Source organism: Nocardioides sp. ChNu-99, assembly GCF_029493445.1.
Classification (GTDB): domain Bacteria; phylum Actinomycetota; class Actinomycetes; order Propionibacteriales; family Nocardioidaceae; genus Nocardioides.
The window spans coordinates 1-23915 of record NZ_JAHWBL010000017.1; the positions used below are offsets into that span (position 1 = coordinate 1).

At 72.3% G+C, this 23915-nt stretch carries 33 protein-coding genes and 1 tRNA gene; 18 read left to right on the forward strand and 16 right to left on the reverse strand.

The features are described 5' to 3' along the window. The 4 genes from KK617_RS07680 to KK617_RS07695 all read left to right on the forward strand — a co-directional run. Positions 1-314: hypothetical protein (locus KK617_RS07680; protein ID WP_277499253.1), on the forward strand; the 314-nt coding region annotated here is incomplete at its 5' end. A gap of 1 nt (position 315) precedes the next feature. Then, positions 316-852 carry a hypothetical protein gene (locus KK617_RS07685; protein ID WP_277499254.1) on the forward strand — a complete coding sequence of 179 codons (537 nt, stop codon included), beginning with the start codon at positions 316-318 and terminating at the stop codon, positions 850-852. 95 nt (positions 853-947) lie between these two features. Next, entirely contained in the window at positions 948-1499 is a 552-nt protein-coding gene (locus KK617_RS07690; protein WP_277499255.1) for a hypothetical protein, read from the forward strand. A 146-nt stretch (positions 1500-1645) separates the two neighbouring features. Further along, the gene (locus tag KK617_RS07695) at positions 1646-1891 is read left to right on the forward strand and encodes a hypothetical protein (RefSeq protein ID WP_277499256.1); all 246 of its coding nucleotides are present in this window, start codon (positions 1646-1648) and stop codon (positions 1889-1891) included. Here KK617_RS07695 and KK617_RS07700 read toward each other — a convergent pair. Continuing rightward, positions 1888-2298 (reverse strand): hypothetical protein, encoded by a 411-nt coding sequence (locus tag KK617_RS07700; protein WP_277499257.1) that lies wholly within the window; start codon positions 2296-2298, stop codon positions 1888-1890. The genes KK617_RS07695 and KK617_RS07700 overlap by 4 nt on opposite strands. A 71-nt stretch (positions 2299-2369) precedes the next feature. On the opposite strand from KK617_RS07700, the gene KK617_RS07705 reads away from it, so the two are divergent. The 8 genes from KK617_RS07705 to KK617_RS07740 are packed head-to-tail and all read left to right on the forward strand — an operon-like array spanning position 2370 to position 12223. Next, entirely contained in the window at positions 2370-5648 is a 3279-nt protein-coding gene (locus KK617_RS07705) for a hypothetical protein (protein WP_277499258.1), read from the forward strand. Between the two features lie 3 nt (positions 5649-5651). Next, positions 5652-7091 (forward strand): hypothetical protein, encoded by a 1440-nt coding sequence (locus KK617_RS07710; RefSeq protein ID WP_277499259.1) that lies wholly within the window; start codon positions 5652-5654, stop codon positions 7089-7091. Positions 7092-7146: 55 nt separating this feature from the next. Next, complete coding sequence (locus tag KK617_RS07715) at positions 7147-8748, forward strand: hypothetical protein (RefSeq protein WP_277499260.1); 1602 nt, start codon at positions 7147-7149, stop codon at positions 8746-8748. Continuing rightward, positions 8748-9284 carry a hypothetical protein gene (locus tag KK617_RS07720; protein WP_277499261.1) on the forward strand — a complete coding sequence of 179 codons (537 nt, stop codon included), beginning with the start codon at positions 8748-8750 and terminating at the stop codon, positions 9282-9284. Before KK617_RS07715 ends, KK617_RS07720 begins: the two co-directional genes overlap by 1 nt. 5 nt (positions 9285-9289) lie before the next feature. Continuing rightward, positions 9290-9709, forward strand: coding sequence for a hypothetical protein (locus tag KK617_RS07725; protein ID WP_277499262.1), 420 nt, complete (start codon positions 9290-9292; stop codon positions 9707-9709). 2 nt (positions 9710-9711) lie between these two features. Continuing rightward, positions 9712-10101, forward strand: a complete 390-nt coding sequence (locus KK617_RS07730; protein WP_277499263.1) for a hypothetical protein — start codon at positions 9712-9714, stop codon at positions 10099-10101. An 11-nt stretch (positions 10102-10112) separates the two neighbouring features. Next, positions 10113-11525, forward strand: coding sequence for a hypothetical protein (locus KK617_RS07735; RefSeq protein ID WP_277499264.1), 1413 nt, complete (start codon positions 10113-10115; stop codon positions 11523-11525). Further along, the gene (locus tag KK617_RS07740; protein ID WP_277499265.1) at positions 11522-12223 is read left to right on the forward strand and encodes a hypothetical protein; all 702 of its coding nucleotides are present in this window, start codon (positions 11522-11524) and stop codon (positions 12221-12223) included. The genes KK617_RS07735 and KK617_RS07740 overlap by 4 nt, the downstream gene beginning before the upstream one ends. A 13-nt stretch (positions 12224-12236) precedes the next feature. Here KK617_RS07740 and KK617_RS07745 read toward each other — a convergent pair whose 3' ends face one another. From KK617_RS07745 to KK617_RS07755, 3 genes are all read right to left on the reverse strand, one after another. After that, positions 12237-13007 carry a serine protease gene (locus KK617_RS07745; RefSeq protein ID WP_277499266.1) on the reverse strand — a complete coding sequence of 257 codons (771 nt, stop codon included), beginning with the start codon at positions 13005-13007 and terminating at the stop codon, positions 12237-12239. Positions 13008-13104: 97 nt separating this feature from the next. Beyond that, a complete protein-coding gene (locus tag KK617_RS07750) occupies positions 13105-13674 on the reverse strand; it encodes a hypothetical protein (protein WP_277499267.1) in 570 nt (189 codons plus the stop codon). Between the two features lie 21 nt (positions 13675-13695). Continuing rightward, positions 13696-14262: a hypothetical protein gene (locus KK617_RS07755; RefSeq protein ID WP_277499268.1), complete on the reverse strand. Its 567-nt coding sequence runs from the start codon at positions 14260-14262 to the stop codon at positions 13696-13698. Positions 14263-14337: 75 nt separating this feature from the next. Here KK617_RS07755 and KK617_RS07760 point away from each other — a divergent pair, with 75 nt between their 5' ends. The 3 genes from KK617_RS07760 to KK617_RS07770 are packed head-to-tail and all read left to right on the forward strand — an operon-like array spanning position 14338 to position 15712. Continuing rightward, on the forward strand, positions 14338-15168 hold the full coding sequence (locus KK617_RS07760; protein ID WP_277499269.1) for an N-acetylmuramoyl-L-alanine amidase: 831 nt from the start codon (positions 14338-14340) through the stop codon (positions 15166-15168). After that, on the forward strand, positions 15168-15500 hold the full coding sequence (locus KK617_RS07765; RefSeq protein WP_277499270.1) for a hypothetical protein: 333 nt from the start codon (positions 15168-15170) through the stop codon (positions 15498-15500). Before KK617_RS07760 ends, KK617_RS07765 begins: the two co-directional genes overlap by 1 nt. Continuing rightward, a complete protein-coding gene (locus tag KK617_RS07770) occupies positions 15497-15712 on the forward strand; it encodes a hypothetical protein (RefSeq protein ID WP_277499272.1) in 216 nt (71 codons plus the stop codon). Before KK617_RS07765 ends, KK617_RS07770 begins: the two co-directional genes overlap by 4 nt. A 32-nt stretch (positions 15713-15744) precedes the next feature. On the opposite strand, the gene KK617_RS07775 is transcribed toward KK617_RS07770, so the two are convergent. From KK617_RS07775 to KK617_RS07820, 10 genes are all read right to left on the reverse strand, one after another. Continuing rightward, positions 15745-16110, reverse strand: coding sequence for a hypothetical protein (locus KK617_RS07775; protein ID WP_277499273.1), 366 nt, complete (start codon positions 16108-16110; stop codon positions 15745-15747). 177 nt (positions 16111-16287) lie between these two features. Then, a complete protein-coding gene (locus KK617_RS07780) occupies positions 16288-16452 on the reverse strand; it encodes a hypothetical protein (protein ID WP_277499275.1) in 165 nt (54 codons plus the stop codon). A gap of 67 nt (positions 16453-16519) precedes the next feature. Continuing rightward, positions 16520-16837 carry a ribbon-helix-helix domain-containing protein gene (locus tag KK617_RS07785; protein ID WP_277499277.1) on the reverse strand — a complete coding sequence of 106 codons (318 nt, stop codon included), beginning with the start codon at positions 16835-16837 and terminating at the stop codon, positions 16520-16522. Between the two features lie 51 nt (positions 16838-16888). Then, entirely contained in the window at positions 16889-17113 is a 225-nt protein-coding gene (locus KK617_RS07790; protein WP_277499279.1) for a hypothetical protein, read from the reverse strand. Between the two features lie 330 nt (positions 17114-17443). Beyond that, on the reverse strand, positions 17444-17713 hold the full coding sequence (locus tag KK617_RS07795; RefSeq protein WP_277499281.1) for a DUF3263 domain-containing protein: 270 nt from the start codon (positions 17711-17713) through the stop codon (positions 17444-17446). Positions 17714-17751: 38 nt separating this feature from the next. After that, positions 17752-18045, reverse strand: a complete 294-nt coding sequence (locus KK617_RS07800) for a hypothetical protein (RefSeq protein WP_277499283.1) — start codon at positions 18043-18045, stop codon at positions 17752-17754. A gap of 35 nt (positions 18046-18080) precedes the next feature. Further along, positions 18081-18156, reverse strand: a tRNA-Thr gene (locus tag KK617_RS07805). A 204-nt stretch (positions 18157-18360) separates the two neighbouring features. Beyond that, positions 18361-19347 (reverse strand): pirin family protein, encoded by a 987-nt coding sequence (locus KK617_RS07810; RefSeq protein ID WP_277499286.1) that lies wholly within the window; start codon positions 19345-19347, stop codon positions 18361-18363. A 60-nt stretch (positions 19348-19407) separates the two neighbouring features. After that, a complete protein-coding gene (gene pdxY / locus KK617_RS07815; protein ID WP_277499288.1) occupies positions 19408-20289 on the reverse strand; it encodes a pyridoxal kinase PdxY in 882 nt (293 codons plus the stop codon). A gap of 42 nt (positions 20290-20331) precedes the next feature. After that, positions 20332-21114: a class III extradiol ring-cleavage dioxygenase gene (locus KK617_RS07820; RefSeq protein ID WP_277499289.1), complete on the reverse strand. Its 783-nt coding sequence runs from the start codon at positions 21112-21114 to the stop codon at positions 20332-20334. Between the two features lie 79 nt (positions 21115-21193). Here KK617_RS07820 and KK617_RS07825 point away from each other — a divergent pair, with 79 nt between their 5' ends. Beyond that, on the forward strand, positions 21194-21673 hold the full coding sequence (locus tag KK617_RS07825; protein ID WP_277499291.1) for a MarR family transcriptional regulator: 480 nt from the start codon (positions 21194-21196) through the stop codon (positions 21671-21673). A 34-nt stretch (positions 21674-21707) separates the two neighbouring features. Here the strand turns inward: KK617_RS07825 and KK617_RS07830 are convergent, their stop codons facing one another. Both KK617_RS07830 and KK617_RS07835 read right to left on the reverse strand, forming a co-directional pair. Then, complete coding sequence (locus KK617_RS07830; RefSeq protein ID WP_277499293.1) at positions 21708-22409, reverse strand: uracil-DNA glycosylase; 702 nt, start codon at positions 22407-22409, stop codon at positions 21708-21710. A gap of 35 nt (positions 22410-22444) precedes the next feature. Beyond that, a complete protein-coding gene (locus tag KK617_RS07835; protein WP_277499295.1) occupies positions 22445-23347 on the reverse strand; it encodes a hypothetical protein in 903 nt (300 codons plus the stop codon). Between KK617_RS07835 and KK617_RS07840 the strand changes: the two genes are divergently transcribed. Further along, the gene (locus KK617_RS07840) at positions 23336-23536 is read left to right on the forward strand and encodes a hypothetical protein (RefSeq protein ID WP_277499297.1); all 201 of its coding nucleotides are present in this window, start codon (positions 23336-23338) and stop codon (positions 23534-23536) included. The two genes, KK617_RS07835 and KK617_RS07840, sit on opposite strands and share 12 nt — an antisense overlap. A 9-nt stretch (positions 23537-23545) precedes the next feature. Then, positions 23546-23854 (forward strand): hypothetical protein, encoded by a 309-nt coding sequence (locus KK617_RS07845; protein WP_277499299.1) that lies wholly within the window; start codon positions 23546-23548, stop codon positions 23852-23854. The last annotated feature ends 61 nt before the right edge of the window (positions 23855-23915 follow it).

Consider the following 23915-nt stretch of genomic DNA (forward strand, 5'->3'; position numbering starts at 1 on the left):
AGAAGGAGACCGGTCACGAGCTGACCGTGCTCCGCCGGCAGTACGACGCCGTCCCCGACGGCTACACCCTCCTCGACACCGACCCGCTGGACCCCAGCGGTGTCCCGCTCCCGCCGGTGTACGCCACGCCGGAGCCGGCGGCCGAGCAGGAGAAGGGGTACAGCGACCGCAGCGTCGCCGACCTCAAGACCGAGATCGAGCGCCGCAACGCCGACCGGCCCGAGGACCAGCACATCGCGGTCGACGGCAAGGGCCTCAAGCCCGACCTCGTCGCCGCGCTCGAGAACGACGACAACGGGAAGGACGGCGCCTGAGATGGTCACCCCCCTCAAGCCGAAGCAGCGGCGCGCGCTCACGATGGACTCCTGGGGGTTCGCCCCCGCCATCGCGAACATCAAGACGCCGACCCTCGCGGAGCTCACCGCGATCACCGGCCTCAACATCACCTGCCACCTGTTCCGCGACCAGGAGGGCATCAACGGCGCCACCGCGCGCGTGACCCTCCCCGCGCGGCTCTGCGAGGCCGACGACTACGAGGTCAACGGCTCCACGACCTACTCGATGTCCGACCTCGTGTCGGCCTGGGAGCCGCAGGCCGCGGCCGGGTCGGACGGCAAGAAGGCGTGGGAGACGCTGCAGGACCAGCTCCTCGGGTTCCTGTGGCGCCGCCAGGACGTCACGATCACCACCGACCTCACGGCCGGCCAGTTCGTCGACGTCGTGCCGGTGCAGCTGGGCACGAAGATCCCCGGCAAGACCGCCACCGACGCCGCCGGCGTGTACGCGTTCACGCAGCCCGTGTCGATCGTGTCGGCGCCCGCGTTCAACGTGCCGATCCTGCCCACCGCCTGACCCGACGGGCCCAGGCCCACCATGCGCCCGCCGCCGGCTTCTGCCGGGTTGCCGGCGGCGGGTACCAACCCGGCACCACCCGGCCAGGAGAGACCATGTCCCGCATCAAGCCCCGCACCGACACCCACGTCATCCTCGACGGCGACGTCTGGGAGCAGCTGGACGAGCTGCGCGCCAAGGCCGAGCAGGCCGAGGCCATCGCCGAGGTCCAGAACAAGAACGGCGCCAGCGTCCCCGCCGACGAGGCCGTCGATCCCCTCGCCGCGTGGGAGGCGTACGCCGACGCCCTCGAGGCCGCCAAGGCGGACGGAACGAAGGTCGTGCTGAACGACATCGGCTCCGGTAGGTGGCGCGACCTCGTCGCCAAGTACCCGCCCCGCGACGGCAACCGCCGCGACCAGCAGCTCGGCTACGACACCGACCGGTTCCCCGCCGCGCTGCTGGGCTACGTCGACCACGACGCCGACCGTCGGACCATCGCCGAGCCGGCGATGTCTGAGAGCGAGCTCAAGGCGTTCCTCCGCGACATCCCGGACAGCGACCTCGAGCAGATGTACGTCATCGCCACCGGACTCAACCGGGCCCAGGCCGCCGACCCAAAAGACGTGCGGTCCTTGATCGCTCACCGCTCCTCGAGCGAGACCTAGAGCTCGCCGAGGCCCTCGGCCGCACCGCCGAGGAGTGGTACGCGCTCACCGACGACGAGCGCGGCTGGTGGGAAGCCCGCTGGGAGAAGAAGCGCGACACCTGCCCCCGCTGCGGGCAGCCCCGCAGCAAGTGCTCCGACCCGAATGTGGAGTGGTTCGCGCAGCGCACGATCTGCTACGCCACCCGGGAGCGGGAAGCCACCGAGGCGCTCTACGCCCAGCTGCACAAGGACGCGCCCTACCACGACGGCACCGAGGAGTCGTGGGCCAAGGACCGCTCTCCGGACCACCCGTTCCACTACAGCGACGGCGTCACCATCTGGATCGCCGACGAGGACGTCAACCCCGACGACCGGTTCCTCACCCCGCCAGGCGTCGACACGGGGGGCTAGCCCCGTGGCGGCAGACCCGCCAACGTCTCAGGTCCCCGCGCCCCTCGGGGGCGCACCGCCATTGCGATCACGATCATTCCCAGCGGCACCAGGGCCCCCGCTGCGAAGGTCACCAGCGACCACACCTCCCGGTCGGCCAGCGACTCATCGCACTCCAGGTGCGCCTCGGTCAGCATCTGGGCTTCCCGTAGTAGGCCGTCGGCGTTGGTCGCGTTGCCGGAGCGCTGCTCTGCGTCAGCGCGCCCAACTAGCGACACGGCGTACCTGGAGTCCGACGAGTCGAAGGCCGGCGAGATCCAGGTGCCGCAGTCGTACCCACGTGAGTCGCTCGGGAGCAAGGTGAGCAGCGCCGCGCCCGAGAACAGCAGCAAAGCGATACCGACCGCGACCCCCACTACAACGCGCATGCAACGACCCTACGACGCCTCGACGCCACCGGTGGCTGCGTCGGAAAAACGGAGCCAAGGGGGCAGGAGACGTGGCAACTCGTCGTGAGCGGATCGTTCTCGAGGTCGAGGACCGGGGTAGCGGGCCCCTTGCGCGGATCGCGGCGCAGGCGGCCGCGACGGACCGGGCGCTGGAGGCTCTCAACCGCCGCTCCGCCCAGCAGGCTGCCGAGTCGGACCGCCAGACGCAGTCGCTGCAGGACCTCAACCAGCACCTCGCTGCCCACACCGGCCTGCTCGGACAGAACACGAGCCAGGCGGACCGCAACGCCCTGTCGCTGCAGTCGCTGAACCAGCAGCTGACCTCGCACAACGGCTTGCTGAACCAGCAGAACCAGGTGCTCAGCAACTCGAACCAGCAGCTCGTTGTCTCGAACCGGAGCACCCAGACGCTGGGCAACGAGTTCGACCGCGCCTCCGGGCGTGTGCGTCTGCTGCTCGACGCGCTGTTCCTGGTCGGCCCCGCCGCTGCACCCATCGGAGCAGTCGCCGTCCCGGCTCTCACGGGGCTGGCCGCGCAGGCGGGCATCGCGGTCGCCGCGGTCGGCACCATCGCCGTCGCGTTCCAGGGCGTCGGCGACGCTGTGAAGGCGGTCAACGAGTACGCGCTCGACCCGACCGGCGACAACCTCGTCAAGATGCACGACGAGCTGTCGAAGCTCTCTCCGGAGGCGAGCCGGTTCGCGGGCACCATCGGGCTGCTCCGTGACCAGATCGGCGGCATGCGCTCCGCTGCAGCAGGCGGCTTTTTCCCCCAGTTCACCGACGAGCTCACCGAGCTCGACCCCCTGCTCGCACGGGTGCAGACCTTGCTCTACGGCATCGCCCAGGCGGCTGGCGTCGAGGTCGCCGACGGGATCGACAGCCTCAACAGCGACCGGTGGTTCGAGTTCTTCGACTTCCTCGAGCGCGAGGCCGGACCGACCCTTAGCGACGTCGCCTCCATCGCGGGCGATGTCACCCACGGCTTCGCCAACATGTGGATGGCGTTTCAGCCCCTCAACCGCGACTTCGGTGACTGGCTCGCGGAGCAGGCCGACGACTTCGACCGGTGGTCCTCCGAGCTCGAGGACTCCCAGGGGTTCCAGGACTTCGCCGAGTACGTTCGCGACAACGGCCCCCGTGTGGCCGAGACCGCCGCCGCGATCGCCGGGGCCATCACCGATCTCGTGGTGGCCATAGCCCCTCTCGGTGGCCCGGTGCTCGAGATCGTTGAGGCCCTGGCCAAGGCGTTCTCGGCCGTCGCCGACAGCGACGTCGGTACCCCGCTGATCGCGACGGCGGCGGCCATGACGCTGCTGGCGCGGGCGACCCGCGGCACCCAGGCCGTGATGGGTAGCCAGTTCGTCGGCACCCTTCGCCAGACGGGGTCCGGACTCCGCAACCTGCGCTCGGACTACCAGGCCGCTGCAGCCAGCGGCGGCATCTGGGCTCGCCAGATGGGCCCGCTGACCCAGCAGATGGCGGCCCAGCGCACCCAGGCCGAGCGGCTGCGCGGCACGCTGGGGAAGCTCGCCGTCGGGGGCGCCGCCCTCGGCGGCATCGCCGTTGCCGCGACCGGTGCCGCTGACGGGTTGGGCATCACGAACACCGTCAGCCTCGGCCTCATGGGTCTGATGGCCGGCCCGTTCGGCGGCGCGGTGGGCGCCAGTGTCGGCGCCCTGCTCGATCTGTCCGCAGCGTCTGACGCCGCGGCTCAGCACCAGGCCGATCTCGCGCAGTTCGCCGAGGCCGTCCGGTCCACGCTGAACAAGCAGACCGGTGCCGCTACCGAGTCCACCCGCAACACGGTCCAGCAGCGCATCGCTGCTGAGGGGCTCACGGACGCGGCGCGTGAGCAGGGCCTGACGATGAACGACCTCACCGATGCCGTCATGGGCAGTGAGGCGGCCGTCGCCTCGCTGAAGGCCACGGTCGCCGGCGGCACGTTCGAGCTGTACGACGCTTTCAGCGGTGAGGTCCGTGAGCAGCAGCTCACCGACGAGGCGCGGGCGGCCAAGGATCTACTCGACCAGATCGAGGAGTTGCGGGGCGGGTACAACCGGGCTCAGCTGGACCAGCAGGCCATCATCGACGCCACTGGCATCGCCGCAGACCGCTTCGACGACGCAGCGGCCGCGGTTGAGAGGCTCTCGACGGCTTGGGCGGCGTGGACGGACCAGTTGGATGCCGTTGACGCGGTGGTCGCGTACGAGCAAGCGCTGGATGGGCTCCAGGAGTCCATCGCAACCAATGGCCTGACGCTCGACGAGAACACCGCTGCGGGTCAGGCGAACCTGACGCAGCTCACGGCCATCGGCCGGGCGACCCAGGAGCTCGTCGACTCACTACCGCCCGCTGAGAAGGCAGCTGGACTGCAGCAGGCTCGCACCGAGCTCTACGGGATCGCTCGTGAGATGGGCGCAGCCCCGGCGATTGCCGAGGAGTGGGCTCGGGTCGCCGGCCTCTCCGCGTCGCAGGTGGGTACTCAGCTGCAGGCGACGCGCACCCAGTCGGCGCTACTCCTGGACTCCTTCAACAACTTGCCCCCCGCCGTCCAGACGTACATCCGCATCAACGGTGTGCCGCAGACCGTGGAGGCAGCCGAGGCCGTCGCCGACCGGTACAACCTCCTCGAGGGAGACCGGCAGACCCTTCTCATCCTCCAGAAGGGCGCAGCGGAGAGCGGCGTGCGGCGGTGGATCGACCTCATCCGGAGCCTCCCCCCGCGGACCTACCACGACATCATCACCCGCTACCGCACCGAGGGTGTGGCGGTCAGCCGCAGCAACACGAAGGTCTACCAGACGGCACCGGGCGGGGCCCGGTTCGAGGCCGACGGCGGCATCCTCTCCCGGGTCGGACGGACGCACACCGCGGTTGCCTTCGCGGCTGGCGGCTTCGGAGACCACGCCGACGGGCACTTGCCCGAGTTGACCCGGCCGGGCGGCCAGATGCGGATCTGGTCCGAGCCCGAGACCAAGGGCGAGGCGTACATCCCGCTGGCCGACGACTGGCGCCGCGGGCGGGCTGAGTCGATCCTCGGCCAGGTCGCGGACATCTTCGGGGGTCGGTTCGAGAAGTACGCCGACGGCGGCCTCCGCGCCGCCGAGCGCGCCGTCCCGTGGAGCGGCGGCCCAGGCTCCACGACCACGACGGTCGTCGCCGCGCCGACGGGGCACGGGGCCAGCGCCAACGAGATCCAGCGCGCGGTGCGCGACGGCATCGCCGAAGGGAACAAGCAGGTGGCCAAGGAGATCAACGAGGCGGTGCGCCGCGGCTTCAAGGACCAGGCGATGGACGACTGGGCACGCGACCGAGTGGGGGTGTGACGGGTGCCTGACCGGTGGCCCCTCGTGCAGTACCTCGCTTCGGCCGACCCCGGGGCCCGGGTGATGTTCTCGTTCAACCAGGAGACGTTCGAGGTCGCGTCGACCGAGACGTACCCCGCGGCGAACGGGTGGGACTTCGGGTCGCCCGAGCTCACCGGTCCGGCCGACGCGGCCGGTCGTGCATGGGGAGGGCGGGTGCTGCGATTCCCGCTCGTCATCCACGGGCCGTCGTTCCGCACCCAGCAGGTCCTCTCCGAGGTCGCCCGGCACGTGCTGCGGCCCGGGGTGCTCATGTTCCGACTCTCACCGTCCGCTGAGCCGATCTTCTACCGCACCTTCGTCGGGTCGCCCGGGTCGCTCGACATGTCCCGGGTGTACGCCGACCCGACCCGCAAGGCCACATGGTTCCTCGACGTGCAGATCCCGGTCGCGCCGTTCGCCGAGGGGGAGAGGATCACGACCACGCTGCCGCTGCTCGGCAACGACCCCCACGACGGCGGCTGCACGGTGACGCTCCCCTCGGCGCTCGGTGACGTGCCGGCGCCGCTGACCGTGTCGCTGCGCTCTGCGAGCGGTCTGCTCGGGGTGCGCCGCCTGATGCTGCACATGGTCGCCTCGACCCGGGAGCGGGCCGCGGCGCCGGTGTGGTGGGACCTCGCGAACCTGAACCAGGGGGGCTCGTCCGGGTGGGCCGGCCCAGTGACTGCGGACCCGGCGTGGCCGGGGTCGGGGTACCGGGCTACCCCGCTCGAGGCGGCCCAGCGGACGTCGGGGAAGTGGCTGGGCATCGAGGGTCGTGCGCCGACTCGTGGGGTGGTGAAGGCGGGCCGCTACCAGATGCTCGGCCGGATGGGCACCGTGGAGTCGACCGCGTACTTCGACGCTGCCAACGACTTCCGGCTGCGGACGAAGCGGGTGCGGGTAGGGCCGCACAACTCGGCGCCGCCCGACGGGTTCGCGACGTGGGCGGCTCTGGCCGACCTGACCTGGCCGGCGGGGGTGGACACCTCGAGCCTCACGGTCGATGACGTCGTGTCGGGCTACGACGCCAGCGTCTACGCCTGGCGTGGGGTCGGGACCGCGCGGTTCGGGGGGATGCTCGCGCTGCCCCTCGACGGGCCGGGAATCCGGTCCTCCTCGATGCTGCTGGCCCACCCCGGGTCCGGGGTGGGCGTCGACCAGCGCCTCGTGGTCGACGGCGCCGCCGAGACGCTGATGGTGCGTGGGGCCGACGGGTCCGCGATGGGCCTGTCCGAGCAGGACATCCCCCGAGGCGAGTTCCCCGTCATCACCCCCGGATCGGTCAACCAGCTGACCGTCCTGTTGCAGACCGCGATGTCCGGGTGGCCCGACTCGGCGGAGGCGCAGACCGAGGTCGAGATCTCGTACCGGCCGCGGTACCTGTGGCTGCCGTCCACGGCCCTCGACCCCGGCGCCTCGTGAACGCACAGGGCAACGGCCTGCAGGGCACGTCGACGAGCGGAGGAGGTGGGCGCCGGTGAGTCGAGTCGGTGTCGTGATCGACGACGGGCAGACCCGCCGAGTCGTGACCCAGGCCGCCTCGCGGCTGTCGTTCTCCACCGTGGCGCCCGGCGGGTTCCAGCGGGCGTCCATGACCCTCGCCCTCCCGCGGGACGCGTTCACCGACCTCGGGCCGGCCGACCGGATCTACATCACCCACCCCCGCACCGGAGAGACCCTGTGGGAGGGATGGACCGAGGCCCCCGGGCCGCTCGACGGCCGCAACGGACAGTCGTGGCAGCTCACCGCCGCCGGGAACGCCGCGCTGGCCAGCGACAAGGCCACCGCCTGGGTGGGGATCGACACCGAGCTCGGTGCGTGGGTCCGCGACGGGTCCCGGTCCGTCCCAGCCGGCGCGATGGCCTCGATCGAGCCCGTCCCCACCGGCGGCGCCGAAGGTCTGCTCGTCGGCTTCAACCAGGGCGAGGAGATCGACGGCGCCGGCATCCAGGCCGCGATGGCGTACCGGCGCCTCGGGGACGCTCGCCAGGAGTTCGCGTCGATCGTGATGACGTTGAAGTCGGGGAAGTACGACACCGGGTACCGCACCCAGCTGGTGTGGACCCCTCCCGACGGAGCAGCGCACATCGGGTCAGCGGACGAGATCAACACGACGTGGATCCAGCAGGTCCGCGTCGCCGGCGCGGGGGAGGGCCACCCGCCGCTCGGTGTCGAGACCATCGCGCTGCGCCTGGTGCGCACCAACGGCGACGCGGTCGTGCCCGACGGCAAGACGTGGTCGTTCTTCACGAACATCGCTGTGACCGGCATCCGCCTCGACCGGTACGGCAACCGGGTCCCTCCCACGGCCTACACCTCACCCAGCTACGTCCTCGCCCACGAGGTCGCCGCCGACATCGTCGGGCGCCTCCTGCCGCTGTGCAGCGGCGACCTGGCCTACATCGAAGCGCCGGCCGACCCGTACCACATCGACCAGATGGTGTTCACCGACGCCGTCACCGCGCGCGACGAGTACGAGCAGCTCATGGCGGTCGAGCCGGACATGATCTGGATGATCCTCGAGACCGTGCCCGGACGGGGGATCCGCTCGGAATGGCGGTCGTGGGGCTCCACCCACCGCTACGCCCTCTCCACCGCCGCCGACAGCGTCGAGCTCACCGGCGGCGACGTCGAGCTGTGCAACGAGATCGTCGTCGAGTGGACCGACACCCTCGGCCGGACCCAGTCGCGGCGCGTCACCACCTCCGTCCCCGCGCTCGACGAGGCGAAGCGGATCAAGTCGGCGCCCACCATCTCCCTGCGGGCCGGCATGGGGTCCGCGGCCAACGCCGAACGAGCCGGTCAGCTGCGTCTCGCCCTGCTCAACACCCCCACGCCGTCCGGAACTGCCCGCGTGCGCCGGAAGGTCGTGGACCGCCACACCGGCACCCTCATCGACCCCTGCGAGATGAAGCCCGGCTACACCGCCCGGATCCGCGAGAAGGGAGACGTCGTGCGCATCACCGAGGCCGACTACGACGACGACGGCGAGACGATGGGCCTCACGCTCGGCACGCCCGCCAGCCGGCGCCAGCAGCAGGACCTTGCACGCCTCACGGGCATGAGCGGGGGGCGCTGATGACGGCCGAACGTGACTCCCCATCGCGGCGGGGCGACGAGCCCCTCAACCGGCTCGAGCGCCAGGTCGAGACCCTCGCGGCTGAGCACGAGCTCGCGACCGCGCAGGCCACGTGGGAGAACACGAACCGGATCGGGCTGCTGTGGGTACACGCCGGCATCGGCGCGCTCGCCGGGGTCCTGATCTTGTCGGCTGGGACCGCCACCTCGCTGGAGCGCATCTTCGGGCCAGCCGCGGCGCCGCTCACCGGCTGGGTGCCCCTGATCGGCGGGCTGCTCCTCGCCGACGGGCTCCGCTCCAAGCCCCGGTCCGTGCCGCTCGAGGTCGTCGGCCTGTTCCTGCTCCTCGGTTGGGACCTCGCCCTGACGGCAGGGTTCCTCATCGCCTACTTCACCGCGCTCGGGCTGCCCACGAGCCGTCCGTACCCCGTCGCGGTGTACGGCGGCCTCGCCGCCCTGATCTGCGTCCACCTCTGGACACTCCGCAAGGTGCTGCGCGTGCGCCGCGAGCACGACCGACGACACGGAGGCGCCTGATGCCCATGTGGTTGCAGATCACGACCGGCGTCGTCAGCGCCCTCGGCCTCTTCGCCGGCGGTGTCCTGGCTTGGGTGAAGTTCGGGAAGGTCGAGCACCCGGCGTCCCAGGCCCAGACCGCGCACCTGCGCGCCGAGACGGAGAACATCACCGTGACGACGCTGCGCGAGACGCTGCAGGAGGTCCGCGAACTGTCGGAGTCCCGCAAGACCGACATCACCGACCTCCGCCAGCAGCTGCGCGACCAGGCCGAGGCCCACGCCCGCGAGCTGCGCGAGCAGGACGAGAAGCACGCCCGGGAGCTCGCGGCCGTGACCGCCGAGATGCTCGCCCAGATCAACGACCTCCGCCGCCGCCTCGACGGCACCCCGACAGCCCCACCGGCCTCGGTCCCGTCGAGCCGGCTCATCGAGAGTGAGGACTGACCATGGCCGGACTCGCCGACCTCGCCAACCGATCACCCGCCATCGGCTACGCCTGCCGTGGCTTCGCGTACGCAGGCACTACGTGGCGGGTGGGACCGGTCATCAACGTCCGAGACGACGCGGGCGGCCTGGTCGACCTCACCGCGCCGGGGATCGTGTTCGAGGGCGGCGTGATCGACCCCGCCGACCCCGACGGGAACACATACCTCGTGCCCCTCAACGTGACCGCCGGCGTGGGGGAGTTCGAGGCCGTCGCCGCGGCAGAGCAGACCGATATCCCGCCGGGCGTCTACCCGTGGCGCCTGCTCATCAAGGACACCACCGCGAATCCCGTGATCGTCGTCGTCGCCTGGGGCGGCCTGCTCTGCTCCGTCACCGTCGAGACCCCCTGAGGAGCCAGCTCATGCGCTTGGAGATCACCACAGTCGTCGGGACCATCGACCTCGGCGTCATCAGCGGTCAGAAGGGGGACAAGGGCGAGCCCGGCCCGGGGGCCGATGTCACAGGCGCCCAGATCGAAGCTGCGCGGGTTGCAGCCCAGGCCGCGGCCCTCGAAGCGGCCGAGCGGGTTGCAGGCGTCGTTCCTGCTGCCCAGCAGGCAGCCCGCGACACGTTGATCGAGCATCCCGAGGTTGTTCAGGAGGCCGCGACCGCTGCGGCGCAGAAGGCGCTTGAGGGCGAGGGGCTCCTGACCCGGGAGGACGCCCCCGATCTGGCCGACGGCGAGCTCGGCATCAAACTCGACGGCGACGAGGTCTACGGCATGCGGTGGAAGCGCGACGGGTCCGGCGCGCAGTTCGCCGGCGGCACCTACGAGCAGCTCGACGCCGACGACGAGTGGGCGTGGAAGGTCTCGTTCGCCGACCCCGACGGGCGGCGCCGCATCGGCATGGGCATCCGCAAGGACGGCACCCGCTACCCCGACTTCGACCAGCTGATGGCCGACGTCGCCCGCACCACCCCGGTCGTGCGCTGGGGCGACTCCCTCACCCAGGACTCCGAGCCCACCGAGACCGACCTCGAGGCGCTGCTGGACCGACCGGTGCTGACCTTCGGGTGGGGCGGCCGCACCCCCGCGCAGGTCGCGGCACGCCAGGGCGGTGCGCCGGCGCTCGTCACCGCGGTCACCGGCAACACCATCCCCGCCGCCGGGTCGGTCACGATGACCCTCGACCGGCTGCCCGGCATCATCGCCACTCTCAGCGTCGAGGGCGAGGTCCTCGGCGTGCGCGGCACCATGCTCATCACCGGCACCAGCGGCGAGACTGCGCAGGCCACCTTCACCCGCACGACTCCTGGCCTGCCCGTCCCGGTGCCGCTGAACACCGCTGGCACCGTGGTCATCCCCACCGCCTTCCAGACCGGCGAGCGCTACCGCGACTGCTGGCCGATCATCGGCTGCGGCCGCAACGGCGCCAACGTCACGAGCAACCACGCCCCGACCGTGACCGCGATCCGCGCGATGCTCGACTACGCCGGCCCCATCGCACGGCGCCACGCGCTCGTGTGGGACGTCCCCCCGGACGCCACCGAGCCCTACGCCAGCGCCGCCCGGGCACCGATCGACGCGCTCAACACCCTCATCCGCGAGGCGTTCCCCACCGTCTACGTGCCGGTCTACGCCATGCTCCGCAGCGCCGAGCTGATGACCTCAATCGGGGTCAACCCCACCGCCCAGGACACCACCGACATCGCCAACGGCGTCACCCCCACCAGCCTGCGCCGCGACTCGCTGCACCTGAACGAGTCCGGCTACAAGGCGCTGAACCGCATCGTCCACCGCACCTACCTCTCGAAGGGCTGGGCCACCGCATGACCGGAGTCGGCATCATCGTTCCCCGCGCCACCGTCGGGCCCGGCCCGATCGACCCCCCGCCGCTGCACAGCGCCGGCGTCACCGACTACCAGCGCCGCTTCGTGGCCGAACGCCTCGACGACGGCGCCCTCACCTCCTGGCCCGACATCGGATCCGTCGGCCGTGCCCTGACCAAGACCGCCGACGCCGGCACCGCCGTCGTCACCACCGAGGCCGGTCGCACGTTCGTGCGGCTGACGTACACCACGGCGCAGGCGTCGCTGAAGGATGCGGGCGTGGCCGCCCACAAGACGATGGCGGCCGTCGTTCGGCTGGGCGGGGCGGTGAACGCGGGACTCGACGGCGTCCAGGCATCCGGTGCCCGACTGCAGCGGGTGGGCAGTCAGTTCGCCCTCACCGGCCTCACGACCGGCAACCACATCGCCACACCCTTCGTCGCAGGCTTCGTCTTCGTGCTGTTCGAGGTCACCGGCACCGGTACCGGGGGCCTCGTGCGCATCAACGCCACCGAGACCACCACCGTCGCAGGAGGCGGCACGTGGACGCCCAGCGCGGCCCCCGACTTCTTCGCTCGAGCGAGCTCGGCAGCCGGGCCCGTCGACTACGCCGAGCTGCTCGCCTGGGACCGCGTGCTCGACGCCACCGAGCGCACCGCGGTCTACACCGCGATGAAAGCCCACTACGGCGAGATTGCCTGACGCCCCGGTCTCGTCAGTTCGAGTCCGGCCGCACGCCCCGTGAAATGACGTCGCCTACGGCACGTGCGCGCCACACGACACCGAGGTCGCTCTCGTTGTTGATGCGGCCGGAGTAGACGCCGAGGAACCGCGTGATCGGGCCTCCGCCCATGATCATGGCCGTCGCGGTCGGTACCGCGTTGACGCCCGTCGAGTGGAACAGCACCGGAGACCCCGACTGCCCGGGCCGGGTGCGTGCGTCGATCAGGAACGCAGGCAGGTCGTTGAGGTCGAAGCCGTACTCCGACGCCACGGAGCCCCTGGTCCAAACGGCAAGGGCTCCACCCGATGTGATCCCGAACGGGAAGCCGACCACGTGGACGTCGGTGGTGACCTGGATCAGCACCTCGGGATCGCCGGGTTCCAGGCTGTGCGGAAAGAACATGAGGTTCGGGTCGGAAGCGATCTGCAGAGCCACAACGTCGACGGCCCGGCCGAACTGCGCGTGCTCCAGCCACAACGGCCGGCCCTCGGCGTCGTAGAGCGGGTAGTCCGTGAACTGCCAGGCGCCGAGATGCCCGGCCACGTTGTGGGCGACCTGGACTGTGTCCGGCACTGCGGCGGTCGGACTCATCGGCTCGTTGGTGTCGCTACGACGCCCGGCGAGGTTGTGGCGGTTCGTCACCAACCAGTGCGCCCCGTCGCGGTGCACCATGAACGCCGTGCCGATGGACAACACCTGCCCGCGCACAAACATCCTGATCAGCAGCGACTGCACCGATGGCAGCTCGATCCCCGTCGACATAGCGCAGAACCTAGCCCGCCCCGCACCTCGCCCGGCGGGCTTTCGCCGCATGCAGACGCACCCGCGCCCCCGCAGCACCACCCACGCCAGGCCACGGTCACGCGAACACCACACGCGGCGGCCCTGACGGCCCCTGAGTCTCGACGAGCACCGGCGGCCACATGTCCCCGTCGTAGAGGGCGACGCACCGCAGACGGACGCTGCGCCCCCGCCAAGCACCCAGCGGCCAGGCCCAGAAGACCATGCGGGTGCCGGCCTCAGCGGGGCCGAGCCGCAGGGGGCCGGTGTGGCCCATCGTCGAGGGCAGCTCGACGTTGGAGATCCACTGGGCCGCGTTCATCCCGGGCTCATCCGCGTCAACCACCAGCTCGACGACGAGCTCATCCAGGTCGCGGTGTGCGGTAACCCACATCTTCGCGCGCCCAGTCTCGCCGTGCCGTCCCCCGTCGTGGCCCAGGGTCAGAACAGGAGCCCTGGCGAGCAACGCGGCCTGCTCCTCCAGCTCACGCATCCGCCGTGCCTCGTGGGCTGAGTCGCGCGCCGCGGCGGCCGACTGCTGAGCCGCCGTGGCGCTGCGGTTGCTCGCCCGCAGCGCCAACACGGCGACGGCCCCGGCAACGCCCGACAGGAGCAGCCCGCCACCTGCAATCCAGGTCTCGACGTCCACTGCGCTCGTCCTAGGCCGCGCTCAGAGGTACGGCGTCCACGAGTCGAGGGCTTCCTCGAGGTCGAGGTAGGCGACGTACAGCTCGCCGAGCGTCTGGTTGCAGCGGGTGGAGGTCGCGGGCAGCTCGAGCGGGGGACCGCAGTCCGGCTCGAGGTCCGCGGTGGAGATCTCGCGCAGGACGGCTTCCGTCTCGCTCACGAGGTCCTCCATCGACTCGGGCGGGGTGAGCGCCTCCATCTCGTACAGCGCGTCCCCCGACGTCGAGTTCAGGACGATCTCGCGCATGTAGCAGGACTTCGCTTCGAGGTCGACGGCCGGGTCGGTGTTGCGGTACGCCGTGGTCCACAGCAGACGGCAGCCCGAGGCGGTGTCGATCACCGCGCGCCAGTCGCTCTGTCCGCCCGCGATGATCGACGCGAGCTGTTCAGGCGTGGCGGTCTCGACCTCGTCCGTTGTCTCCTGCTCCTGCGGGCTCGCTGACGCGCTCGGCGTGCTGTCCGCCTCGCCGCCGTCGCTCGATTCGCCGCTGCACCCCGCCACGAGAGCGGCCGCCACGACGAGCCCCTGAGCCTTCGTCACCCACTTCACCGCTGAACCGTAGCCCGCCCGCAGGTCCGCGCGGCGGGCTTCGTCGTATCCGCCCACCCCCACCAGGAGGCACCCATGGCGCTCACCGCGCTCCCCGCCGATCTTCCTGCCCGGCTCACCGCCGCCGGGTGCGAGGTCGCCCTCGTCGGCAACTGGCGCCGGAACAAGCGCCTCGGCGCCTTCCGCCCCGTCGGCGTCCTCTGGCACCACACGGGCGGCGAGGACGACGGCGCGGCGTACGCGCGCTGGCTCGCCCACACCGGCCGCCCCGAGAACGACCTCCCCGCACCCCTGTGCCAGCTCTCGATCGGCCGCGACGGCACCGTCTACGTCCTCGCTGCCGGCCGCGCGAACCACGGCGGCAAGGCGCGGGCGTCCGGGACCGTGGCCGCTGGCGACGCCAACACCCTGTACGTGGGGGTGGAGTGTCACAACACGGGCTCCGAGGGCTGGTCTGCGGCGCAGCACGCCGCGATGGTCAAGGTGGGCGTCGTCCTCGCCCGCGTGCTCGGGACGAGCGCCGCGGCGCAGCGCGGGCACCGCGAGACCTCGGTGACCGGGAAGTGGGATCCGGGCAAGCTCGACCTCGACGCCTTCCGTGCCGCCGTCGCGCGCCAGCTGACGGCCGCGCCGGCGCGACCCGCGACCCTCGGCCCGCTCGCGAAGATCGGCGTCGACCGCTGGCTCGCCGCGGAGGAGACGGCCGAGGCGCGCCCCACCGCGGCGAACAAGGCAAAGGTCGCGGTGCTCCGCGCGCCCCTAACCGTCGCGCAGCTCGACGCCGCGTACACGTGGAAGGCCGAGCAGAAGGCCGCCGCCGCACGCCGCGGCGAGAACGACACCGTCGACGGCCGCGAGCGGCAGCTCGGCTACATCCGGTCGCTCAAGATCCGGAAGGGCGCCTGATGGGCGGCCAGCACCGGGCCAGCGACCCGACCCAGGTCCGCCGGCCCTGGCGCGCGACGGCGCGCACCGCGCTGCAGACCACGCTCGCCGTCGTGCCGGTGCTCGGGTTTGTAGTTCCCGAGATCGTGAGCATCGTGCTCGAGGAGGCTGGCGAGTCCATGCCCGCGGGCGTCCGCGCTGTGCTGCTCGCAGCGTCGGCCGTCATCGTTGGGGTCGCCTCGGCCGCAGCGCGCATCATGGCGATCCCGCAGGTCGAGCGGTTCCTGGTCCGGCACAAGCTGGTGCGCGCGCTCGCGGCGAACCCGTCGCCGCGCCAGGGCGCCCCGTCGTGAGCGGGCCGCGGCCGGGTGCGTGCGGCGAGCGCGGCCCCCGCGCGGCGCACTGCACGGACTACCCGGGCCACCGGTACTCCTGCTACGACGCCGGCGAGGACGTCTCGTTCAACGACGGGCAGTGGCGTGACGGCTGGTACGACGAGGCCGGCCACACGTGCGACGACCCCGCCTGCGAGAACATCGCGCCCATCCCAGACGACGACGGCTGAGCCGCCGCGCCGACCGCGCCCCCGTCATCCCCTCACGCAGGGGGTGGCGGGGGCCCTTCGTCGTTGTCGGCGCCGTCGAGCCGCGTGAGCGCCTCCCTCTTGGCTGCCTCTCGTCGCCTCGCAGCCGCGGCATCGCGCTCAGGGGTCGACTTCATCACCAGGACGTGGACGAGCACCTCGCCCCCACCGAGGCCGACAGCAAGGGTCTGCACCTTCCAGCTGAGCCGGCGGCCGGCGGCCCTGCCTGCGGCGCGGACGGCCTCCACCCGCGTGGGGTCGTCGGCCGGCACCACGGCTCGGTACTCGTGGTCCTGCTGCAGCGCCGCGACGACCTCGGCCACGAGTTCCAGATGGGCAGCCTCTGTCACTGGATGATCCACCTCTCGCGGGCCTTCCACGGCCCCCTCTTGCGTCGACCTTCTAGCGTTGCTCCGCTGGGCTCGCCCCGCTGTTCCTCTGCTGCAGCGGGTCGCGTTGAGGGGCCCGGGCCGCGAGCCTCTGCTCGACCCGCGGCCCGGGCCTACAGCACTGGTGCCCGGGCTGCACCGTCCTCATGCGGCCCGCGCCAGCTCCTGCTAGTCCCGGTCGAGCCAGTAGACGAAGTGCCCGTCCGGGATCTGCGACCGCGCGTCGTCGCGCGCCTCGGCGTACGTCTCGGCGGTCGCAGTGACGCGGGCGGACTCCACGTCGCGGTCGGGGTAGCGCTCCGGGCCGTGGGCCATCGTGACGGTGACGGGCATGCCGCGAGGTTAAGCGCCAGCCTTCATCTTCGCGGAGTTAAGCCCTGGGGTTCAGTCAGTGGCGCTGTCAGTGGTTGGCGACGTAGTCCTCGAGTGCGCGGCGGATGATCTCGGAGGACCGGACACCCTCCCGGTCGGCGAGCTCGTTCACCGCGACCTGCAGCTCGGGTGTGATCCGGGCGCTCACCTGGGGCGAGTGGGTGCCCGGGCCGGTCAGGGAGGGCCGGCCGCGCTTGCGGGTGGCTGCGGCGCGGTCGGCGACCGCCTTGCCGTATGCCTCGGCGGCGGTCTCGTCGAGCACGGTGCCGTCGGGGAGGGTGATGGGCTCCTCGTCGAGGTCGACCTCGACGGCGACGGTGTCAGGGGTGATGCGGTTGCTGGTCATGCGGGTTACCTCCAGGGCGTGTGAGAGGGATCGTGCTGCCCCCCGCGGGGTTCATGCTCGGTACTGGGTCGGCATCGCGTGGATGATGGCGAGGCCGCCGGGTCGGCGGTCGTCGGGGACGGCGACGACCTCGATCTCGACGCCGCGCGAGTCGGTACCCACGTAGACGAGAGCGTCGCCGTCGGTGGTGGGCTCGCCTGCGTCGGTCATCGCCTCGATGATGTGGGCGTTGCCGATGCGGTGCTTGCGAGCCGACCGCGTGATCCGTACCTGCATGACTGCAATTCTGTCAGACACAAACATTTGTGTCAACCACAAATCAGACCGGATCGTCAGAACCAGCGACGCCCGCCGGCCTCGCCCACGAGAAGTCCGTTGGCGGCGTCGGCCCCTCGACCTTCTTCACGCACCCGGCCGGCAGCCACCCGACCTTCCACCGCGGCGACGCGCCGTGCGCCCGGGCCCCGACCTCGGCCCAGCCGACGAACGCCCACCAGCCGCCGCTAGCCGTCCGGTCCCACCAGAGCAACAGGCCGGGCCGCGCGGTGTCAACGCCCCACCGTGCGGTCGGGTCGACCCAGGCGTGTTGCGGGCGAGCGAGCACGGCTAGCGACGTCCGGGCCAGGTCGACCCGTTGCGCTGCTTGCTGCGGGCGTCGCGGAGGCGCCGGAGCCGGTTCACCTCGACCGGGTCCCACACAAGCGCCTCGGGCTGGTCGATGAGGTGGTTGATCTTCTGGGCGAACTGCGCAGGGGAGAGGTCGAACATCTCGCGGATGACGGTGTCCTTGCGGCCTGGATACTTGAACCGGGTCCCCTCGAGTTCGAGCATGGCGCGCTGCTCGTCGGAGAGCCCAGGTGCGAGCTGGGTGTCCATGCCGGGGACCGTACGCCCGGCCGCCGACAGCGACCGGCTCACGGCACCCAGTCCTCGGGCGGCGACTGGTCCTCCTCGCCGGCCGCGCGCTGCGCGATCATGTGCGGGTCGGTCTCGTCGGCAGTCTTCCCGTAGTGCGCCCGGACCGTCCCGCAGGTGCTCCACACGCAACCCTCGTAGCCCTCCGGGACGTCGGGGAACACGACGGTCTTCATGTGCTCGCGGGTCCTGGCCAGCCGTTCCTCGGTCTCGGCTACGGCCGCCAGCACCTCCTCACGCGACGACTCCATCGTCAGGTCCGCCCACAGAGGGCGAGGTCGGTTCTCGCTCATGCCCGCCGACCGTAGGTTGACGCGCCGACGGTTCGTGGAGCCGCGTGTCGGACTCGAACCGACGACCTTCGCTTTACAAGAGCGGTGCTCTACCAGCTGAGCTAACGCGGCGGGATGGCTGCACTCGATCGGGATGGCTGTCACGATGGCTGTCAGCCGCAGCGGCGGCGTGTCAACCACGGGCCAGAACCGTCGCTCACATCCTCCTTACAAGAGAAGCGCTCTACCGACTGAGCTACACCGGCGCGGCCGGACGCGGGGCGGCCGGGACGCGCGGCCATCGTAGGGGGTCGCGCGTCCCGCCCGCCGGGGGCCTCAGGGCTCGGTGATCTCGCCGTGCACGTCGGCGTGGGGCACCGTGGGGATGGTGCCGAGCCGGCCCTTGCCGAAGTCCTCGAACGCCTGGGCCACCTCGGCGCGGGTGTTCATGACGAACGGGCCCATCCAGGCCACCGGCTCGCGGATCGGCTCGCCGCCGAGCACGACGACCTCGAGCGCCTCGTGGCGCGACTCCTGCACGCGGTCGGCGCCGACGGTGACCGTCTCGCCGTGGCCGAGCACCGCGAGCTGCCCGCTGCGCAGGGGCCGCCGCGAGCCGGAGACGTAACCGTCGCCGCTCAGCACGTAGACCAGCGCGTTGAAGTCGGTGCGCCACGGCAGCACGAGCTCGGCGCCCGGCGTGACGGTCGCGTGCACCATCGCCATCGGGGTGCGGGTGCTGCCCGGGCCGCGGATGCCGTCGACCTCCCCGGCGATGACCCGGATGAGCGCGCCGGCGTCGGGCGACGTGCCGAGCCCGACCTCGCTGGCCCGCAGGTCCTGGTAGTGAGGCGGCAGCCACTTGTCGGCGCGCGGCAGGTTCACCCACAGCTGCAGACCGTGGAACAGCCCGCCGCGGGCGACGAGCCACTCCGGGGGCGCCTCGAGGTGCAGGAGGCCCGAGCCGGCGGTCATCCACTGGGTGTCGCCGTCGGTGATCGAGCCGCCGCCGCCGTGGCTGTCCTGGTGGTCCATGACCCCGTCGATCATGTAGGTGACCGTCTCGAACCCCCGGTGGGGGTGCCACGGGGTGCCCTTGGGCTCGCCGGGGGCGTACTCCACCTCGCCCATCTGGTCGAGGTGGATGAACGGGTCGAGCATCCGGGCGTCGACGCCGGCGAACGCGCGCCGCACGGGGAAGCCCTCGCCCTCGTAGCCCCGCGGGGCCGTCGTCACCTTCACCACGGCGCGGTCCTCCGCGCCGGGCAGGGCGGCGACGGTGCGGGGGAGGACGGTCCAGTCGGGAACGGTCACTGCAGGCATCGGGAGCCTCCTCGTCGGTCTAGTTGAAAGATGAACTAGATGACGCGGCGGCGCATTCCCTCACCGCAGCTGGCGCGCGGCGAACCGCTCGGGCGGGTTGGCGATGGACGCCTGCGCCCCGACGAGCTGGATCTCCCGCGTGCCCGCGGCGATCGTCGCCTCCAGGATGCTGAACACCGACGACGTGGTGCGCTCGAGCGCGACCTGGGGCGAGCCGGTGGTGCGCAGGTGGGCGAGGTAGAGCGCCGACGTCACGTCACCGCACCCGTTCGGCGTGATGGGCAGCTGCGGGGTCGTCACCGCCCAGGCGCCGTCGTCGGAGACCGCGACGACCTCGAGCGACCCGGCCGGCGTGGCGTCGGTGATGACGCTCGTGACGAGCACGTCGCGGGGCCCGCGGTCGCGCACGCTGTCGACGGCGTCGAGCACCTCGTCCTCGGTGCGGGTCGTCGTGCCGGCGAGGAAGTCGAGCTCGAAGTGGTTCGGGGTCAGCACGTCGGCGTGGGGGACCACGTGGTCGCGCATGAACTCGGGGATGCCCGGCCGCACGAACATGCCGCGCCCCACGTCGCCCATCACCGGGTCGCAGCAGTAGACGGCGCGCGGGTTGAGCTCCTTCACCCGGGCGACCGCGTCGAGCACGACGGCGCCCACCTCCTCGGCGCCCTGGTAGCCCGACAGCACCGCGTCCGCGGTCGCCAGCACGCTGACCGGCTTCCCGTCGGCCCCGGTCACCTCCCGCTCGCCGATGCCCCGGATGACCTCCGCGACGTCGGTGGGGGCCAGCAGCGGGCCGCGCCACGCGCCGTACCCCGTGTGGTTGGAGAAGTGCACGGTGAGCACGGGCCACACCTCGTGGCCGAGGCGCTGCAGCGGGAAGGTGGCCGCCGAGTTGCCCACGTGCCCGTAGGCGACCGACGACTGGATCGACAGGATCTTCACGGGCGCGATCCTCCCACGGCCCCGGTCGCCGGGGGTGGCGCCTCAGGCGACCTGCAGCGAGCGCTTCGCGAGCCCCATCCAGTAGCCGTCGATGCGCTGCTCCGACGGCTCGTCGGCCCGCGCGGCCGCCCCGAGCGTCACGAACAGCGGCGAGTAGTGCTCGACCGTCGGGTGGGCGTAGGGCATCCCGGGCGCCCTCGTGCGGTACGCCGCGAGCTCGTCCACGTCGCCCCGGGCGAGGGCATCGGCGGCCCAGAGGTCGAAGTCGACCGACCAGCCCGGCGCCTGCGCGTCGATGCTGAAGTCGCGCAGGAACGGCAGGCCATGGGTGAGGAACCCCGAGCCGACGATCATCACGCCCTCGTCGCGCAGCGGGCGCAGCCGCTCGCCCAGCGCCAGCAGTCGGTAGGGGTCGTCGGTCGGCAGGGACATCTGCAGGACGGGCACGTCGGCGTCGGGGTACATGATCTTCAGCGGCACCCAGGCCCCGTGGTCGAGGCCGCGGGAGGCGTGCTGGTGCACGGGCTGGGTACGCGGCATCATCGCGGCGACCCGCACGGCGAGCGCGGTCGCGTCCGGCGTCGCGTAGGTCATCCGGTAGAAGCGCGGGTGGAAGCCGCCGAAGTCGTAGACCAGGGGGGCGCCCGAGGCCGAGAGGCTGACCGGCGCCGACTCCCAGTGCGCGCTGACGACGAGGATGGCCCGCGGGCGCGGCAGGTCCCGCGCCCAGGTCGCCAGCTGGCCCGACCAGACGGGGTCGTCGAGCAGCGGGGGCGCGCCGTGCCCGATGTAGAGGGCGGGCATCGGGTCGGCGGTGGCGGTCATGGGCTTCCTCCTGGGTCGGGGGCAGCCTAGGCCGGTTTGGTTGAACCTTCAAGTGTGTGTCATGGGTAGGGTGCGGCCCGTGACCGACGGACCCTGGCTCGACGAGGCCGAGATGGAGGCGTGGCTGGCGCTCGTCGGCGTGCTCCTGCGGCTGGGCCCCGCCCTCGACTCGCAGGTGCAGGGCGAATCCGGCATGACGCACTTCGACTACCAGGTGATGGCGATGCTGTCGGCCGTGCCCGACCGGCGCCTGCCGATGAGCGAGCTGGCCGTGCAGGTCAACGCGTCGCTCTCGCGCCTGTCCCACGTGGTGAAGAAGCTCGAGACCCGGGGCTGGCTCGCGCGCACGCCGAGCCCCGTCAGCCGCCGCGTCACCGAGTGCTCGCTCACCGCGGCGGGCTACGACGTGCTCGTCGCCGCCGCCCCGGGTCACGTCCGGGCGGTGCGCCAGCTGGTCTTCGAGGGCCTCGCGCCCGAGCAGGTGCGCCAGCTGGCGGCGATCGCCGGCACCATCCGCGCCAACCTCGACGCCTCCGGGCTCTCCACCCTCGACGGCTGAGCGGTGTCCACGCGTCCCGACCGGGGACGGACCCTCAGCCGGGCAGGCGCCAGTCGACCGGCTCGCCGCCCTGCTCGCGCAGCAGCGCGTCGACCTTGCTGAACGGCTTGGAGCCGAAGAAGCCGCGGCTGGCCGAGAGGGGCGACGGGTGCGGCGAGGCGACGGACGGCACGTCGCCGAGGTGCGGCGCCAGGCCCTGGGCGTCGCGGCCCCACAGCACGGCGACGCGGGGGCCGCCCCGCCGTACCCACGCCGTGATCGCGGTCGCCGTCACGTGCTCCCAGCCCTTCCCGCGGTGCGACGCCGAGGCGCCCGGGCGCACCGTGAGGCAGCGGTTGAGCAGCATGACGCCCTGGTCGGCCCACGCCGTGAGGTCGCCGTGGTCGGGGGTCGGCACGCCGAGGTCGTCGCGCAGCTCGCGGTAGATGTTCTCGAGGCTGCGCGGCACCGGCCGCACGTCGGGCGCCACCGCGAACGACAGCCCGATGGGGTGGCCCGGGGTGGGATAGGGGTCCTGGCCGACCACGAGCACGCGCACGTCCGCGAACGGTCGCTGGAAGGCGCGGAACACCGCGTCGCCCGCCGGCAGGTAGGGCCGCCCGGCGGCGAGCTCCTCGCGCAGGAACGCCCCCATCGCGGCGATGCGCTCGTCGATCGCCGGGTCGACCCCGCGCAGGGCCTCGGCCCAGTCGGGGGCGACGAGGCCCTTCTCCACCAGTGCGTCCAGGCTGCCCACGGAGGCCATCGTGCCGGGTCGGCCGGAACCCGCCGTCAGCGGCTGTCGGCCCCGCCGTCGAACCCGCCGTCGAACCCGCCGCCGCGCACGGGTCGCGACAGCCGGTCGAGGAACGCGGTGAGCAGCGCCTCGCGCAGGGCGGGCGTGGCCACGTCGAGCAGGGCGTCGACCTCGCCCCTCCGCTCCGGCAGCGCGAGGCCGCCGTCGGCACCGCCCCCCATGCCGACCGCCGCGAGCAGCCCGTCGAGCGCGGCGTCGTCGAGCGTGGCGGGGTCGAGCGCCCGGACGAAGCCGACCACCTCGTCGTCGAGCGCGACCGGGCCCGCGGCCCGCGCGGCGTCGACGGCGCGGCGCAGCGCGAGGAGCAGCCCCTCGACGTCGGTGGCCGCGCTGAGGGAGAGGTGGAGCGTCGGCGGCTGCCCGGCGTACGACAGCTGCGGCTGCGCCAGCCAGCCGTCGGCCGCGAGCTCGTCGGCCACGGTGAACACGTCGCAGGAGCCGTCCGCGGCCACCGCGACGAGGGTCGAGTCGGGCGCGGCGACGAGGTCGAGCCCGGGGAGGTCCGCGAGCCCGGCCACGAGCCGGTCGACGCCGTCCAGCACCGTGCGGGTCAGCTCCAGGTAGCCGGCGTCACCGATGGTGCGCAGCACCGCCCAGGCCCCGGCCAGCGGTCCGCCCGACTTCGTCGACTGCAGCGTGGTGTTGAGCATCGTGTAGCCCGGCCAGTCCGCCTCCGCGAACAGCTGCGGCCGGCGCAGCCCGGCGTCGCGGTGCAGCAGCACCGAGGTGCCCTTCGGGGCGTAGGCGTACTTGTGGAGGTCCACCGAGATGCTCGTGACGCCCGGCACCGCGAAGGTCCACGGCGGCACCGGCCGGCCCAGCCGCGCGGCGTAGGGCAGCACCCACCCGCCGATGCACGCGTCGACGTGGCAGCGCACGCCGTGCTCCGCGCCGCGATCGCGGCCACCTCGGCGACGGGGTCGACCACCCCGTGGGCGTACGACGGGGCGCTCACCGCCACGAGCACCGTGCGGTCGGCGTCGGCCGCCACGGCCGCGCGCGTGGCCGCCACGTCGGCGCGGAAGTCCGGGCCGACGGGCACGACCACGGTCTCGACTCCGAAGTAGTGGGCCGCCTTGTGGAACGCGGCATGGACGGTCGACGGCACGACCATCCGGGGCCGCAGCCCGGCCGCGGCGAGGTCGGGCCGGGCGTCGCGGGCGGTCTGCACCGCGAGCAGCACCGACTCGGTGCCGCCCGAGGTCACCGTGCCGACGACGGGGTCCGGCGCGTCCAGCAGGTCGCACGCGGCGCCCACGACCTCGTTCTCCATCACCAGCACGCTCGGGAAGGCGGTGGGGTCGAGCCCGTTCGTGGCCGCGTACGCCGCGACCGCGGCCCGCGCGACGCGGTCCACCTCCGGGAGGCCGGCGTCGTACACGTAGGCGAGGGTGCGTCCCCCGTGCGTCGGCAGGTCGCCCCGCTGCAGCTCCGCGAGGCGGGCGA